At 71.7% G+C, this 14,538-nt stretch carries 14 protein-coding genes; 9 read left to right on the plus strand and 5 right to left on the minus strand.

The window, feature by feature from the left end; genetic code table 11:
• Position 1 precedes the first annotated feature (1 nt).
• From D8670_RS10180 to D8670_RS10220, 9 genes are read left to right on the plus strand one after another with little or no spacing between them, the layout of a single operon-like run.
• Entirely contained in the window at positions 2 to 1,519 is a 1,518-nt protein-coding gene (locus D8670_RS10180; RefSeq protein WP_121818001.1) for a cytochrome b, read from the plus strand.
• Positions 1,512 to 1,724, plus strand: coding sequence for a DUF8120 family protein (locus D8670_RS10185; protein WP_121818002.1), 213 nt, complete (start codon positions 1,512 to 1,514; stop codon positions 1,722 to 1,724). Before D8670_RS10180 ends, D8670_RS10185 begins: the two co-directional genes overlap by 8 nt.
• Positions 1,721 to 4,837 (plus strand): molybdopterin-dependent oxidoreductase, encoded by a 3,117-nt coding sequence (locus tag D8670_RS10190; RefSeq protein WP_162994253.1) that lies wholly within the window; start codon positions 1,721 to 1,723, stop codon positions 4,835 to 4,837. Before D8670_RS10185 ends, D8670_RS10190 begins: the two co-directional genes overlap by 4 nt.
• Entirely contained in the window at positions 4,837 to 5,916 is a 1,080-nt protein-coding gene (narH, locus tag D8670_RS10195) for a nitrate reductase subunit beta (protein WP_121818003.1), read from the plus strand. The genes D8670_RS10190 and narH overlap by 1 nt, the downstream gene beginning before the upstream one ends.
• Complete coding sequence (locus tag D8670_RS10200; RefSeq protein ID WP_121818004.1) at positions 5,913 to 6,758, plus strand: ethylbenzene dehydrogenase-related protein; 846 nt, start codon at positions 5,913 to 5,915, stop codon at positions 6,756 to 6,758. Before narH ends, D8670_RS10200 begins: the two co-directional genes overlap by 4 nt.
• Before the next feature lie 4 nt (positions 6,759 to 6,762).
• Entirely contained in the window at positions 6,763 to 7,485 is a 723-nt protein-coding gene (locus tag D8670_RS10205) for a molecular chaperone TorD family protein (RefSeq protein ID WP_121818005.1), read from the plus strand.
• Positions 7,486 to 7,487: 2 nt separating this feature from the next.
• On the plus strand, positions 7,488 to 8,411 hold the full coding sequence (locus tag D8670_RS10210; protein WP_121818006.1) for a DUF8068 family protein: 924 nt from the start codon (positions 7,488 to 7,490) through the stop codon (positions 8,409 to 8,411).
• A complete protein-coding gene (locus D8670_RS10215; protein WP_121818007.1) occupies positions 8,408 to 9,322 on the plus strand; it encodes a HEAT repeat domain-containing protein in 915 nt (304 codons plus the stop codon). The genes D8670_RS10210 and D8670_RS10215 overlap by 4 nt, the downstream gene beginning before the upstream one ends.
• Positions 9,319 to 10,566 carry a P-loop NTPase gene (locus D8670_RS10220; protein WP_121818008.1) on the plus strand — a complete coding sequence of 416 codons (1,248 nt, stop codon included), beginning with the start codon at positions 9,319 to 9,321 and terminating at the stop codon, positions 10,564 to 10,566. Before D8670_RS10215 ends, D8670_RS10220 begins: the two co-directional genes overlap by 4 nt.
• 27 nt (positions 10,567 to 10,593) lie before the next feature.
• On the opposite strand, the gene D8670_RS10225 is transcribed toward D8670_RS10220, so the two are convergent.
• From D8670_RS10225 to D8670_RS10245, 5 genes are all read right to left on the minus strand, one after another.
• A complete protein-coding gene (locus tag D8670_RS10225) occupies positions 10,594 to 10,995 on the minus strand; it encodes a PPOX class F420-dependent oxidoreductase (RefSeq protein WP_121818009.1) in 402 nt (133 codons plus the stop codon).
• Positions 10,996 to 11,112: 117 nt separating this feature from the next.
• Positions 11,113 to 11,613 (minus strand): DUF7519 family protein, encoded by a 501-nt coding sequence (locus tag D8670_RS10230; protein ID WP_162994254.1) that lies wholly within the window; start codon positions 11,611 to 11,613, stop codon positions 11,113 to 11,115.
• Positions 11,610 to 12,983 carry a DUF58 domain-containing protein gene (locus tag D8670_RS10235; protein WP_121818011.1) on the minus strand — a complete coding sequence of 458 codons (1,374 nt, stop codon included), beginning with the start codon at positions 12,981 to 12,983 and terminating at the stop codon, positions 11,610 to 11,612. Before D8670_RS10235 ends, D8670_RS10230 begins: the two co-directional genes overlap by 4 nt.
• Positions 12,980 to 13,546: a DUF7269 family protein gene (locus tag D8670_RS10240; RefSeq protein ID WP_121818012.1), complete on the minus strand. Its 567-nt coding sequence runs from the start codon at positions 13,544 to 13,546 to the stop codon at positions 12,980 to 12,982. Before D8670_RS10240 ends, D8670_RS10235 begins: the two co-directional genes overlap by 4 nt.
• The gene (locus D8670_RS10245) at positions 13,543 to 14,481 is read right to left on the minus strand and encodes a DUF4129 domain-containing protein (protein ID WP_121818013.1); all 939 of its coding nucleotides are present in this window, start codon (positions 14,479 to 14,481) and stop codon (positions 13,543 to 13,545) included. The genes D8670_RS10240 and D8670_RS10245 overlap by 4 nt, the downstream gene beginning before the upstream one ends.
• Between the last annotated feature and the right edge of the window lie 57 nt (positions 14,482 to 14,538).

The following is a 14,538-nucleotide window of genomic DNA, read 5'->3' on the forward strand; positions in this document are numbered from 1 at the left end:
GATGGCCGACCGACTGCGCCGCGCGTACCGGTGGGTCGACGACCGCCTCGACATCGACCGCGAGGTCCCGTTCATGGGCAAGGCGTTCCCGGCCGAGGACTCGTACCTGCTCGGGGAGGTCGCGCTGTTTTGCTTCCTCGTGCTCGTGCTGACGGGGATGTTCCTCGGGTTCTTCTTCGAGCCGTCGACCTCGGACGTCGAGTACGAGGGCAGCGTCGCCGAGTACCAGGGCGAGGAACTGCCCGAGGCGTTCGTCAGCGTCCTCAACATCACCTACGAAGTGCCATACGGGATGTTCCTGCGGCGGATGCACCACTGGGCGGCGCATCTCTTCGTCGCCTCCCTGTCGTTGCACATGTTGCGTGTGTTTTTCACCGGGGCCTACCAGAACCCCCGCGAGCCGAACTGGGTCGTCGGCGCCGGGCTCGCCGTCGCCTCCATGTTCGCGGCGTACACCGGCTACGCGCTGCCGTTCGACGAGTTCGCCAGCACGGCGACGGGGATCGGATACAGCATCGCGAACTCGATACCGGTCGTCGGGAACGTCTTCGCGCGCATGGTGTTCGGGGGGGAGTACCCCTCCAGCGCGACCGTGCCGCGCTTCTACTTCATCCACGTCTTCCTCCTCCCGGTCGTGATCGCCGGGCTGATCGCCGTCCACATGGCGATCCTGATACGCCAGAAGCACACGGAGGCCCCGCGGGACGGCGACGTCGTCGGGGACGGCCAGCGGATCGACCGCGAGGACGACGACGTCGTGGTCGGCCTGCCGGCGTTCCCGAACCAGGCCGCGATCAGCGCCGTCGTGTTCTTCCTGACGATGGGGACGCTGTCGCTGCTCGCCGGCTTTCTCCCCGTCCACAACGTCGCCGAGTACGGTCCGAACGACCCCGCCGGGACGCCGGAGCTCATCATGCCGGACTGGTTCCTGATGTGGGTGTTCGGCTTCCTGAAGCTGCTTCCCAGCTGGATGAGCTTCACGGTCCCCGTCCTCGACATCCACGTCAGCACGGAGTTCATCGGCGGGATGGTCCTGCCGGGGATCGTCTTCGGGCTCATGTTCGTCTGGCCGTTCATCGACTCGCGCGACGAGCCCCGGCACTTCACGGTCGACCCGCTCGCCCGACCCTGGCAGACGGCGGTCGGCGTCGCGGGCGTCGTGTTCATCATGATCACCTCGATCGCGGGGATGAACACGATCGCGGCCGACATCACGGGGCTCTCGACCGGGACGATCAACCCCATCCTGTCGGTCGCGTCGATCCTCGGCCCGCTGATCGCGGGCGGGGTCACCTATCTCGTCCTTGACCGCTACGACGGGCCGTACTACGGCGGGCGACCGGCGGCCGCTGACGGCGGCGAGGAGCCGCCCGACGGAAGCGAGGCGGGCGACGACCGCGCGGACGCCGGGGACGAAGCGGGACGCACGAACGACGCCGACGACCGCACGGACCCCACCGACGACCGCGGCGGCGCGGCCGTCGGTGACGAACCGACCGGAGGTGAGCGCGATGAGTGACGCCAGGGGCCGACTGGCGCTCTCGCCGCGAACGTACACCTGGGCCGACCGCGTCACGAAGCTCGCGGGCGTCTGCCTGGTGGCCGCCGGGCTGGAGAGCGGGGGTCACACCCTCGCCGGCGTCGCGCTCGGCGCGACCGGCGTCGTACTCGCGCTCGCCACCGTGTTCGCCGAACCAGCGACCGACTCAGACACCGACTCATGAGCGAGAACGACAGAGACGACCGGGGGCAGAGCCAGCAGGACCAGATGACCGAGCGGAGTCAGGAAGGCCGACAGGGTCGGCGGAGCGTGAGCCGCCGCGCCTTCCTCAAGGGGGCCGGCGTCGCCGCGGCCGTCGGCGCGACCGGCCACGGCGTCGCCGAGGAGCTGTTCCAGCTCGACGGGCTGGAGGCCGTCGAGGGGGGCGACTACATCGGCGACTACCCGTACCGCGACTGGGAGGACCTCTACCGCGAGGAGTGGGACTGGGACTCCGTCGCGAGGAGCACCCACGGCGTCAACTGCACGGGCAGTTGCTCGTGGGAGGTGTACGTGAAAAACGGCCAGGTCTGGCGCGAGGAGCAGGCCGCCGACTACCCCCAGTTCGACGACACCGTCCCGGACCCGAACCCCCGCGGCTGTCAGAAGGGGGCCTGTTACACCGACTACGTCAACGCCGACCACCGGGTGACCCACCCGCTCCGGCGGACCGGGGAGCGCGGGGAGGGGCAGTGGCAGCAGATCTCCTGGGACGAGGCGCTCACGGAGATAGCGGAGAAGGTCGTCGACGAGGTGCAGGCCGAGCGCTACGATGCCATCAGCGGGTTCACGCCGATCCCGGCGATGAGCCCCGTCTCCTTCGCCAGCGGGTCGCGACTGATCCGCCTGCTCGGCGGCGTCTCCCACTCATTCTACGACTGGTACTCGGACCTCCCGCCGGGCGAGCCGCTGACGTGGGGCGTCCAGACCGACAACGCCGAGAGCGCGGACTGGTACAACGCCGACTACCTGATGGCGTGGGGGTCGAACGTCAACGTCACGCGCATCCCCGACGCGAAGTACTTCCTGGAGGCGGCCTACGAGGGCACCAAGCGCGTCGGCGTCTTCCCCGACTACTCCCAGACCGCCATCCACTGCGACGAGTGGCTCTCCCCGGACCCGGGCTCCGACATCGCCCTAGCGCTGGGGATGGCCCGCACCATCGTCGACGAGGGGCTGCACGACGAGGCCCACCTGAAGGAGCAGACGGACATGCCGCTGCTGGTCCGCGAGGACACCGGGAAGTTCCTCCGCGCGAGCGAGGTGAACGTCGGCGGCGGGGCCGACGACCCGGAGAAGGTGTTCGTCCTCGCGGACCGGGACGGCGGGCTCCGGGCCGCCCCCGGGTCGCTGGGGAACCGCGCCGGCGAGTACGACCCCGACGCGAGCATCGAACTCGGCTTCGACCCGCGGCTCGACGTCGACGCGACGGTCGACGCGACCGACGGGTCGGTGCAGGTGCGGACGGTGTGGAACCGGCTGCTCGACGAGTTATCGCAGTACGGGCCGGAGTTCGTCCACGAGGAGACGGGCGTCGGCAGGGAGACGTACCAGCGAGTCGCCCGCGAGTTCGGCCGCGCTGACCGGGCGAAGATCATCCACGGGAAAGGCGTCAACGACTGGTACCACAACGACCTGGGCAACCGCGCCATCCAGCTGCTCGTCACGCTGACCGGTAACCTCGGCCGGCAGGGCACCGGCTTCGACCACTACGTCGGTCAGGAGAAGATCTGGACGTACGAGGGGTGGTCGGAGCTCGCCTTCCCCGTTCAGGGGCGCTCCGTCGCGACGGCGCTGTGGACCTACTACCACGCCGGCATTCTCGGCAACGTCGACGACGACACACGCCGCCGCATCCAGCAAGCCATCGAGCGCGACTGGATGCCGGTGTACCCCGAGCGGCGGGAGGACGGCTTCCGCCCCGACCCCAGCGTCATGTTCATCTGGCGGGGCAACTACTTCAACCAGTCCAAGGGAGGCGTCGCCATCGAGGAGCGGCTCTGGCCGAAGCTCGACCTGATCATCGACATCAACTTCCGGATGGACTCGTCGGCGCTGTACAGCGACATCGTCCTGCCGGCCGCGAGCCACTACGAGAAGTACGACCTCTCGATGACGGACATGCACAGCTACGTGCACCCGTTCACGCCGGCGATCGAGCCGCTGGGCGAGTCGAAGACCGACTGGCAGATCTTCCGCGAACTCGCCGCGAAGATCCAGGAGGTCGCCACCGACCGCGGCGTCGACCCCGTTCCGGACCGGTCGTTCGACCGCGAGATCGACCTGCAGTCGATCCACGACGACTACGTCCGCGACCAGCTGACCGGCGAGGACGACGCGCTGGCGGAGGACCGCGCCGCCTGCGAGTTCATCCTCGAACACTCAGAGGAGACGAACCCCGCCGCGGCCGACGGCGACGGCGGCGACGGCGGGACCTCCGGCGGCGGCGGTCAGGGCGACCGGATAACCTTCGACGACGTCGACGAGCAGCCCCGCCGGTTCCTCGCGGCGGGCGACCACTGGACCTCCCCGATCGAGGAGGGAGAGCCGTACACGCCCTGGAAGCGCTTCGTCCAGGAGAAGGAGCCGTGGCCGACGTTCACCGGTCGGCAGCAGTACTACATCGACCACGACTGGTTCCTGGAGGACGGCGAGGAGCTGCCGACCCACAAGCGCCCGCTGGACCTGCAGGACCCGGACGAGTACCCGCTGCGGTACAACACGCCGCACGCGCGGTGGTCGATCCACTCGACGTGGCGGGACAACGAGACGATGCTCCGGCTCCAGCGCGGCGAACCGCTGGTCTACCTCCACCCCGACGACGCGGAGGAGCGCGGCATCGAGGACGGCGACACCGTCCGGGTGCACAACGACAACGACGAACTGGAGCTCCAGGCGAAGATCTACCCGTCGAGCGAGCCCGGGACGGCGCGGATGTACTTCGCCTGGGAGCGGTTCCAGTTCCCGAACCGCGGCAACTTCAACACGCTCGTAGGCATGTACATGAAATCCACGCAGCTCGTGCAGTATCCGGAGGACAGCGGCGAACACCTCTCGTTCCGGCCCAACTACTGGGGCCCGACCGGCGTCAACAGCGACGTGCGCGTCGAGGTCGAACTCCTCGAAGAGCGCGACCGGAGCGGCGAGGAGGACGACTCCGGCAACGTCAGCGGCGACACCGACGGTGACGTCGAGGGGGGAGAGTCCGGCAACGAGACGGACGCCGATGGCAACGACACCGCCAGCGGGAACGAGTCCGCCAGGATCGACGCCGGCGGGCGCGGGGGTGACGACTGATGAGCACGCAGGACGACGACGGGCCGACGGTCGAACTCGCGGACGGCGTCGAGCACCAGGTCGCGATGGTGATGGACCTCAACAAGTGCATCGGCTGCCAGTCCTGTACCGTCGCGTGCAAGACGCTGTGGACCGAGGGCGGCGGCCGCGAGTACATGTACTGGAACAACGTCGAGACCAAGCCCGGGAAGGGCTACCCCCGCAACTGGGAGGAGAAAGGCGGTGGCTTCGAGTCCGCCGAGCAGGCCGACAAGGAGGACACTCACGGCGAGCGTCAGGTCGGCGAGCTCCCCAGTCAGGAGGACTGGGGGCGGCCCTGGGAGTTCAACCACGAGGAGATCTTCTACGACGGGAGCGACGAGTCGCTCAAGCCGCAGGGGAGGTCGCCGGAGTGGGGGCCGAACTGGGACGAGGACCAGGGGGCCGGCGAATACCCCAACTCGTACTACTTCTACCTCCCGCGCATCTGCAACCACTGTACGCACCCCTCCTGTGCAGAGGCCTGCCCACGGAAGGCGCTGTACAAGCGCGAGGAGGACGGCATCGTCCTCGTCGACCAGGAGCGCTGCCGGGGCTACCGCTACTGCGTCGAGGGCTGTCCGTACAACAAGGTGCACTTCAACGTCATGAAGAAGAAGTCGGAGAAGTGCATCTTCTGCTACCCGCGTAAGGAGGGCGAGGGACCGGACGACGAGGTGCGGCCGCCGGCCTGCGCGTCGGAGTGTCCCCCGCAGTTGCGGCTGGTCGGCTTCCTCGACGACGAGGACGGCCCCATCTACAAGCTCGTCGAGGAGTACGAGGTGGCCCTGCGGCTCCACCCCGAGTTCCACACCGAGCCGAACGTCTACTACATCCCGCCGTTCGCGCCGCCGCAGCACACCGAGAACGGCGAGACGGTCGACGTCGAGCGTATCCCGCGACCCTATCTGGAGGAACTGTTCGGCGAGCAGGTCCACGACGCGCTCGACACCATCGAGCGCCACCGCGACCGGGTCCGCCGCGGGCAGGACAGCGAACTGATGGAGCTGCTCACGACGAAGGACATGGCGAAACAGTACCGGCTGGAGGTGTTCGAATGAGCGAGCGATCGAGCGCCGCGGACGGGCGGCGGTCGCTGGTCGCCGTCGCCGTCGCGCTGACTCTCGTCACGGTCGCCGCCGTCGTCCCGGCGCTCGTCGGGGCGCGGCCGGCCAACGAGGTGCCGGTGACCGAACTCCCGGACGCCGACGACTCGCTCTCGGAGCCGACCGGCGACGCGTGGGAGCGGACGCCCGCGAAGGAGATCGCGCTCGCCAGCGCGCCCAGCGGCGCCCCGAACGCCAACGACACGTCCATCGAGTCGGTGTCGGTCCGCGCCGCCTACACCGACGAGCGGCTGTTCGTCCGCCTGAGCTGGGACGATCCGTCGCGCGACGGCAACGTCTCCCCGGCGAACGCGACGCCGCAGGTGAACTCGTTCGCGGACGCCGCCGCCGTCCAGTTGCCGGCGGACGCCGGCGCGAACCCGGGCATCGCGATGGGCAGCGACCGCACGCCCGTCAACGTCTGGTACTGGAGCGGCGCGACCGGCGGCCAGGAACTGCTCGCCGGGGGGCCGGGGACAACGACCCCGATAGGGTCGGTCGGGAGCAACGCCAGCTACGAGGATGGCCGATGGCACGTCGTGTACGCCCGCAACCGCACCGCGGACGCGGAGAACCGCACGAGCTTCGACGGGGACGAGGACGTCCGGGTCGCCTTCGCGGTGTGGAACGGGAACAACTCCGAGCGGGCCGGCCAGAAGGCGGTCAGCGAGTGGCAGTACCTCGCGCTCGGGCCGGGACCGGAGGGGCCGCCGTACGAGACGATCCTGTGGGCGGTCGCCGGCCTGGCCATCGCCGCGGTGGTCGTCGCGACGGTCGTCGGCGTACGGAGGACCTGAAACCATGACGACGGATCCGGACCGAGAGAACGGGACGAACGGGGCGGGGAGCACGGCGGCGGAGGCCGAGGCACCGGTCGCCGAGCTCGACCCGGACGCCGGCGCGCGCGGGGCGGCGTACGCCCTGCTGGCGCGGGCGTTCGGCCACCCGGAGGAGCCGTTCTACGACGCGCTCAGTCGGGGGAGCGTCGCCGCGCAGTTCGAGTCGCTGTTCGACGAGACGACGCTCGACGTCGACGCCCCCGCCCCGACGACGGACGACGACTACGAGACGCTGTGTGCCCGGTACAACGACCTGTTCGTCGTCGGGCACGCGGAGTACGAGGACCGCACCGACGGGACGGTGAACTCGACGGGGCCGCCCGTACCGCTGTACGAGTCCGCGTACCGCAGCGACGTGTCGTGGAACGACGTCAACCTCGACCTGGCGAGGGCGTACGACTACTACGACCTCGGCGTCGACGAGTCCGACCGGGACCACCACGACCACCTGCGGCTCCAACTGGAGTTCGCCGGCTACCTCGCCCGGCGGGAGTCCCTCGAGGGCGAAGGGGCGGACGCCGCCCGGCTCGACTTCCTCGACCGGCACCTGCGGGTGATCACGGAGGGCGTCGTCGAGCGCCTCGACGAGGAGCCGGGGACGGGCGCGTACGGCGACCTCGCCGCGCTGCTCGACGCGTTCACGGCCGCCGACCGGGCCGACCTCGTGACGAGGGTGGAGGGGTGACCGTGGCGGGGGAGTCCACTCACGGAACGGACCCGGCCGGCGTCCGGGCGGTCGCCGAACGGGTCCGGCCGCGGACGCCCGGCGAGGTCAGAGCTGTCGGCGGAACGCTCGCGGCCGCCGCAGTCTGCCTGCTGGCGGCGGCCCGGATAGCGCTCAACGCGCCGCTGGGCCAGTCGCCCGCCGCCGCGCAGACAGTCCACGTCGTCGCGACCGCGGCCGCCGTCGTCGTCCCGGGCGCCGTCGCGGTCGCCGCCGGGGTCGTCGCCGACACCGACTGGGAACTTGTCGGGCTGGTCGCCGCGGGGACGTTCGCCGTCGTCGCGCTCGCCGCGCCGGTCGCCGGAGTGCCGGCCGCCGGGGTCCTGCCCGTCGCCGCCGTTCTGGTCGCGGGACCGAGGCTAGCGGGAACCGAACGAGCGGCGATACGGCGGTGGCCCTTCGCGGGACTCGCGGTCGTCGCCGTGGCGCTCTCGCTGGGCGCGAGCACCGGCGTTCTCGCCGCCGGTGCGCGCTCGCTCGGGACGACCGCGGCGCTGGTCGCGCTCGTCGCGGCGCCGCTTTCCGTCGCGGCGTCCCGCCGGTCGCTGGTCGTCGGCGCCGTCGCCGCCGCCCTCGTCGCGGCCGCCGCGGTCGCCGCGCCGTTCGTCGCCGGCGCCGCGTTCCTCGCGGTCGCCGCAGCGGTCGACCCGAACGTCGCCGTCGCGGCCGCCGCGGTCGGCGGGGGCGTCGCTGTCGTGACCGAGGGGCTACACCGGCGTCGGGTGCCGGTGGCCGCCAGCGGGTCGCTGTTGCTGGCCGCCGGCGTCCCCGCGACGGTGCCTCGCGCGCTCGCGGTCGTCCTCGGCGTTCACCTCCTGCTGGTCGCCGGCGCGCCGTCCACATCGGGGCGCGCTTCCGGGACAGCGAACGGGGGTGAGCCGGCGTGAGCGACGACCGGAACGGCACCGGCGAGAACCACGACGGCTGCGACTGCGGCTCCGGCGGGGGCCACGGCTGCGGCGGCGATCACGACCACGACCCGGAGGACGGCCCTCCGGACCCCCAGCTCGACCCCGAGCGGAGCCCGGGGTTCGGCGAGGACCCCGACGGCCTCGACGAGATCGAGGTGAGCCGCGACGTCACCATCGGCGAGGCGACGCCGGAGGAGCTGATGGCGAGCGACACGTCGCCGGTCGAGGACGACCCGGTCGGCGACCACCTCGAACGGCTCCGCTCGGGGACGAAGATCGAGCGGCGGCGCGCCGCGCTCGCGCTGGCCGACGCCGACGACCTGGGCGACCGCGTCGCCGAGACGCTCGCCGGCGTCGCCCAAACCGACGCCGACGCCGACGTCCGGCAGTTCGCCGTGGAGGCGCTGGGAAAGATCGGCGGCGAGATCGCCGAGCGGGGGGCGCTGGCCGTGACGAACGACGACGACCCCTGGGTGCGCGCGGAGGCAGTGGTCACGGTCGATCGGCTCGACCGAGCGGCCCACAAGGACCGGCTCGAACGGGCGCTCGACGACGACCACCACGCGGTCAGGCGCAACGCGCTCATCTCGATCTTCAAGCTCCGGGGGGAGGACGCGCGTGACGACCTCCTGTCCGCGCTGGAGGACCCGAGCGAGCGCGTCCGCGAGTGGGCCGCACACATGCTCGCCGGCGTGGACGACGACGAGGCCCGCGAGGCGCTGAAGCGCGCGGCGACCCGCGACGAGAGCGGCGTCGTCCGAACCACCGCCGGCAACGCGCTGCAGGAGGACCCCGCCCGGTTCCGGCGCTCCTTCCGCGGCGCGCTCTCGGAGCGGGAGGTGCTGCTCCCCGGCGAGGACCTGCTCAACCGACAACCGGACCTATGAGCGTACCAGACACCGAACTCCGCGAACGAGTCGAGACAGCCCTGCGACGCGTCGAGGACCCGCGGCTGGGGATGAACGTCTTCGAGGCCGGCCTCGTCGAGGCGATCCGCGTCGACGACGGCGCGGTCGTCGTCGAGGCCGCGCTCGACGGGTTCGAGGGCGACGCGGTCGAGGGCGTGACGCAGGCGATAGTAGCCGCCGCGGCCGACGCGGAGGGCGTCGACCGGGCCCACGTCGAACCGACGACGCCGTCCGCCGAGGACGCGGTTTCTGTCGCCGAGATCGACACCGTCGTCGCGGTGGCGAGCACGAAAGGCGGCGTCGGTAAGACGACCGTCGCGACCCACCTCGCATGCGCGCTGGCGGCCGACGGGGACCTCGCGCTGTTCGACGCCGACATCTACGGGCCGAACGTGCCGTCGCTGCTCGGCGTCGACGGGATGATCCGCGCGGACGAGGACGACCGGCCGGTCCCCCTGTCGGTCGGCCCGATCGAGGTGATGAGCACCGCGCTCCTGACCGAGGGCGGGCCGCTGGCGTGGCGCGGGGCGATGGCCCACGACGCCCTGACAGAACTGTTCGAGACGACCGCCTGGAGCGACCCGGGGACGATGGTGATCGACCTGCCGCCCGGGACGGGCGACGTCGCGCTGACGACCCTGCAGGAGGTGCCGGTCGACGGCGTGGTCCTCGTCACGACGCCGTTTCACACGAGCCTCGAGGACACCCGCCGGAGCGTCGAACTGTTCGAGGAGAACGGCGTGCCGGTCCTCGGCACCGTCGTCAACATGGACCGGTTCACCTGCGAGTGCGGCCGCGAGCACGATCTGTTCCCGAACGAGGAGACGGGCGAAGCGTTAGACGCGCCGGTGCTCGCCCGCCTCCCCTTCGACCGCGAGATGCAGGCGGACCCCCGGCCCGGTACGGCCCCCGACGCCGTCGAGGCGCTGGCCGACGACGTCCGGGAGCGCCTCGACGACCTCGACGGGATCGCGGTGCCCGACGACGCCGTCGACCTCCGCGGCGAGCCCGCTCGCCGGCGCTACGACCTCGTCAGCGAAGCGTTCGGCGACCTCGACGCGGGCGAGCGACTGCACGTCGTCAGCGACCGCGACCCGACGCCCGCCGGCGAGTTCCTCGTGGACTTGCTCGGCGCGTCCGGGCCGCCCGAGGACGCCCTCGACGAGTTCGTGGTCGAGCGCAAGGGGCCGGACGAGTGGGTGCTCGTCGCCGGCCGGCCGTGACCGGCCCGAATCCGGGCCGAATCGGGGTCAGGGCGCCATGTGCGTGACGTGCTCCGGTTCGATCGAGAGGATGACCCGCTCGGTCTCGATCGGGTTGGGGTAGTCGTCCTCGCCCATGTAGCGCTTCGCGAGTTCGTCGATGTGCTTGCGCGCGCCCTCCGTCGTGATCTCCGCCACTTCGCCCCGCACCGAGAGCATCCGGTACGGGTTGTCCGGGTCGGTCATGCTGACGGCGACCCGCCGGTCCTCCCGGACGTTCTCCTCCTTCTTGCGGCCGCGCTCGGTGTTCACCAGCAGGCGGTCGGCGTCCGCGTCGTAGTCGACCCACACCGGTGTCACGTGGGGCGACCCGTCCGGCAACAGCGTCGCCAGGTGGGCGAACGTCTTCTTCTCGAACAGGTCTCGGAAGTCGTCGGGTATCGTCGTCACGAGTGTGGTTGGAGAACGAGCCACTAAGGCGCGCGGCTTCCTCGCAACGAGCGACGAATTACGGACTGCGGACGTGTTCGGACCGTCCGCGTCCGACGGCGACGAACCGACGCCGCCTCACGTCCGCAGGACGCTCGTCAGCGCCACGACGGCGATGAGGAGGAACACGAGCGCCGACAGCGGCTTACCGCCCCCGGCGACCGAGTACAGCCCGTAGCTCCCGACGGAGACGCCGAGCGCGAGCGCGACGCTCCCGCCGGCGTGGACGACCTCGGTCCGGCGCGTGTCGGCCTCGCGCCCGAGCTGCTCGCCGAGGCTGATGGCGTTGTCGAGCAGGTCCCACGCGACGACCGCGCCGCCGGCCCCGAGGAGGACGACGAGCGTCGGCGCGTTCTCGACCGCCGCCGTGACGGCCGCGCCGAACAGCAGGACGCCGGCCCAGACCGCCGCCCGCCGCCACCCGCGAGCAACGGCCGCGGCCGCCGCACAGAGCGCCAGCGCGCCGAACGGGAGCGCGAGCATCGAATAGAACCCGAGCGCCAGCGCGACGACGCTGATCGCCGCGGCCGCCAGACCGCCGCTTTGCAGCGACGGGAGCCGCGTTATCTCCTCGGTCATCGCGACCACCGCTTCCCGGCGCTCGCGAGCGCCGACTCGATCGACTCGCCGTCCGGAACGTCGACTACGCGGACTCCCGCTCCCCGCAGCGCCGTTATCCGGGCCGCGCGCTCGGCCCCGGCGAGGCGGCGGCCGGCCGTGTCGTCCCCCGTCGGATCGGGGCTGACGACGGTGACGAGGTGGCCGTGGGCGTCGACCAGCCGCGCGAAGCGGACGACCTGGTCGTCACAGAGTGGGGAGAACAGGATCACCTGCGCGTCCTCCGGGAGGCGCTTGCGCAACCGGCGCAGGCGCACGTTGAAGTAGAAGTCGGTCTCGGGCGGCTCCGGCGAGAAGGCGGCGTGCGACGAGAACAGCGACCGCGCCCTCGCGCGGTGGTCCGTCCCGAGGCCGGGCGCGAGCCACGCCTCCGTCGGACCGAACGCCGCGATCCCGACGCGGTTGCCCGCGTCCAGTAGCGAGGGGAACACGGCGGTCGCCGCCTCCACCGAGCGGTCGACCGCGTGCGGGCGGTCCTCGCCCGGGCGGAGGTACGCCGCCTCGCGCACGTCGAGGAGGAGGACGACCGTCGCCGAACGTTCCTGTCGGAACCGCAGGGTCGCGAGTTCCCCGGTCCGCGCGTGGCGGTTCCAGTCGATGCGGGAGATGGCGTCGCCGGGGCGGTACTCCCGGGTGGAGTGGAACTCGACGCCCTCGCCGCCGTCGTCGGTCTCGACGCGCCCGGCGTGGCGGGTGGTCAGGGCCCGGAGCGCGACGCCGGAGACCGGCTCGAACGTCGGTTCGCACGTCAGCCGGTCCGCCGTCGGTATCCGGGCGCGGGTCTCGACCGCGCCGCTCATCCCCCGCGCGACGACGAGGAGGTGGTCGAACTCGTGGGTCCCCCGCCCGGCGACGACGGTGTACTCGAACGTGGCGGACTCGCCGGACCGGAGGGACGTTCCGTGGCGGGGCACGCCGTCGACGACCGCGAGCGGGTCCGGCACGCCGTCGACGAGGCGGAGGTCGGGGAGCGTCGACTCGCCCTCGTTGGTCACCGTCACCGCGACCTCGACCTCGTCGCCCGGATCGGGGTCGGCGTCGGAGAGCCGCCGCTCGACGGCGAGCGACACCGGTAGCTCCGTCGCCGACCGCGCGTACGCGGCGTACGCGACGCCGATCACGCCGATCAGGAACAGCGAGGGGTGTCGCAGGACGATCCCCGCGCCGCCGGCGACCAGCGCGACGGCACTGATCCCCCGCCACCGCTTCGTCTCCCGCGCGGTCGTCTCGACGGTCCGGTCGGTTTCAGTCTCGGACTCGGGCGTCGCCGATGCGCCGTCGGCGAGCTCGACGTCGGCCGACTCGCCCGAGGCGGACGCGCTCGCGGTCATTCCCCGCTCACCTCGTAGAGGTCGGCGACGGCGTGGGCGGCCCGCTTCGCCCGGCGGTCGAACCGGGGCCGGAGCGAGACGGTCTCACGGATCCGGGTCCAGAGCGACGCCGACGCAGGCAGGCTATCGGAGAAAAACGCCGCGGCGACGGGGTCGTCCGTCCAGGTCCCGGCGCCGAGCGCCTCCCGAGCGGCCGCTTCCGAGCAGTCCTCGGCGTACGTGATCGCCTCGACCGCCGCCGCTTCGAGGCGCTTGCTGACCCGCTCGCGCCTGGCCGCCCAGTGTCGCCCCCGGCGCACCGCCAGGTCGTCGTCGAAGTCGTCGCCCGGCGTCGGGAGCGACTGACGGGTCTCCGGGTCCGGCGTGTCGAACTCCGTGACGCGCGAGCGCCGGCGCCGGCTCACGACGCGCAGTCCCTGGAGGAGCGCGACGACGCCGACGACGACGAGGAGCCCCTCCGACGTGTCGATATACCCCGCGAACTCGGGCGCGAGCAGGAAGGCGAACCCGACCGCCGCGGCGGCGACGCCGATACCGGCCGCCAGTCGTCGGAGCCGGCTCACTGCTCGTCCCCCGCGTAGGTCGTTTCGATCCGCCGGAGGGCGTCGACCGCCCGCTCCTCGCGGTCGTCGGTCGGGTCCATCCCGCCGTAGCGGACCTCCTCGAACAGCCCGGTCAGCTCCTCGACGTCGTCGGCGGACATGCCGGCGTCGACGGCGGCGTCCGCGAACTCGCCCGGCGTGCTCGACTCGGGGCGGTCGACGTCGAGGTGGCCCGTCATCTCGCGCCAGGCGCGGTACACCTCGTTCTCCACGTCGACCGACTCCTCGATGCGGTCCGCCGCCCGACCCGCGGCCCGGCCGATGGCGGAGCGGCGCTCCTCGTCGGTCCGGTCGAGGGTCTCGTCCTCGTCGGTCTCGCCCTGGACGTCGCTGAACAGGTACAGCCCGACGAGCGCGAGCGGCGTGAGCGCGAGGAGGACGAACAGAAGCGTCGACGGCGACGTGGGGTCGACGCGGCCCTCGCCGTCGCCGAGCCCGACCGGCGACGAGGCCCCGTCGCCGAGCGAGATGATCGAGCCGTTCGTCGACCCCGACAGCGAGAACGGCTCCGCGCAGCCGGCCGTCAGGAGCGTCACGAGCAGGAACAGCGGGATGCCGAGCCCGAGGACGAACGAGAACGCGACGAGGCCGTCGTACCGCGAGTACGCGACCGCGCCGAGGAGGAGCAGCGTGGCGGCGAGCACCCCGAAGGGGGCGTCGCCGGACAGCACGGAGAGGCACATCCGCGGGAAGTCGAACCCGCCGCTGCTCGGGGCGCCGGACTCCTCCTCGCCGCCGATCCCGGACTCCTCGGACGGGTCCGTCGACGGCGAACTGAATCCGCCGCCGCCGTTGCCCTCGGTGTCGACCGGCGAGGTCAGCGTCGCCGCCGCGACCGAAAGCGCCAGCACGCAGACGACGGCGACGAGGATCGGGCGGAGGGCGTCTCGGTTCACAGCCGAATTTGCGTCATTATTAACTTATATGTTCTGACTGTGCCGGCGTAACGATCT

The sequence above is a fragment of the Halostella limicola genome (assembly GCF_003675875.1).
GTDB classification, from domain to species: Archaea; Halobacteriota; Halobacteria; order Halobacteriales; family Natronoarchaeaceae; genus Halostella; species Halostella limicola.

Bases quoted from the DNA above. Each gene is read 5' to 3' on its own strand.
- D8670_RS10180 (WP_121818001.1), top strand. From the start codon at position 2: ATGGCCGACCGACTGCGCCGCGCGTACCGGTGGGTCGACGACCGCCTC.
- D8670_RS10185 (WP_121818002.1), top strand. From the start codon at position 1,512: ATGAGTGACGCCAGGGGCCGACTGGCGCTCTCGCCGCGAACGTACACC.
- D8670_RS10190 (WP_162994253.1), top strand. From the start codon at position 1,721: ATGAGCGAGAACGACAGAGACGACCGGGGGCAGAGCCAGCAGGACCAG.
- narH (WP_121818003.1), top strand. From the start codon at position 4,837: ATGAGCACGCAGGACGACGACGGGCCGACGGTCGAACTCGCGGACGGC.
- D8670_RS10200 (WP_121818004.1), top strand. From the start codon at position 5,913: ATGAGCGAGCGATCGAGCGCCGCGGACGGGCGGCGGTCGCTGGTCGCC.
- D8670_RS10205 (WP_121818005.1), top strand. From the start codon at position 6,763: ATGACGACGGATCCGGACCGAGAGAACGGGACGAACGGGGCGGGGAGC.
- D8670_RS10220 (WP_121818008.1), top strand. From the start codon at position 9,319: ATGAGCGTACCAGACACCGAACTCCGCGAACGAGTCGAGACAGCCCTG.
- D8670_RS10230 (WP_162994254.1), bottom strand. From the start codon at position 11,613: ATGACCGAGGAGATAACGCGGCTCCCGTCGCTGCAAAGCGGCGGTCTG.
- D8670_RS10235 (WP_121818011.1), bottom strand. From the start codon at position 12,983: ATGACCGCGAGCGCGTCCGCCTCGGGCGAGTCGGCCGACGTCGAGCTC.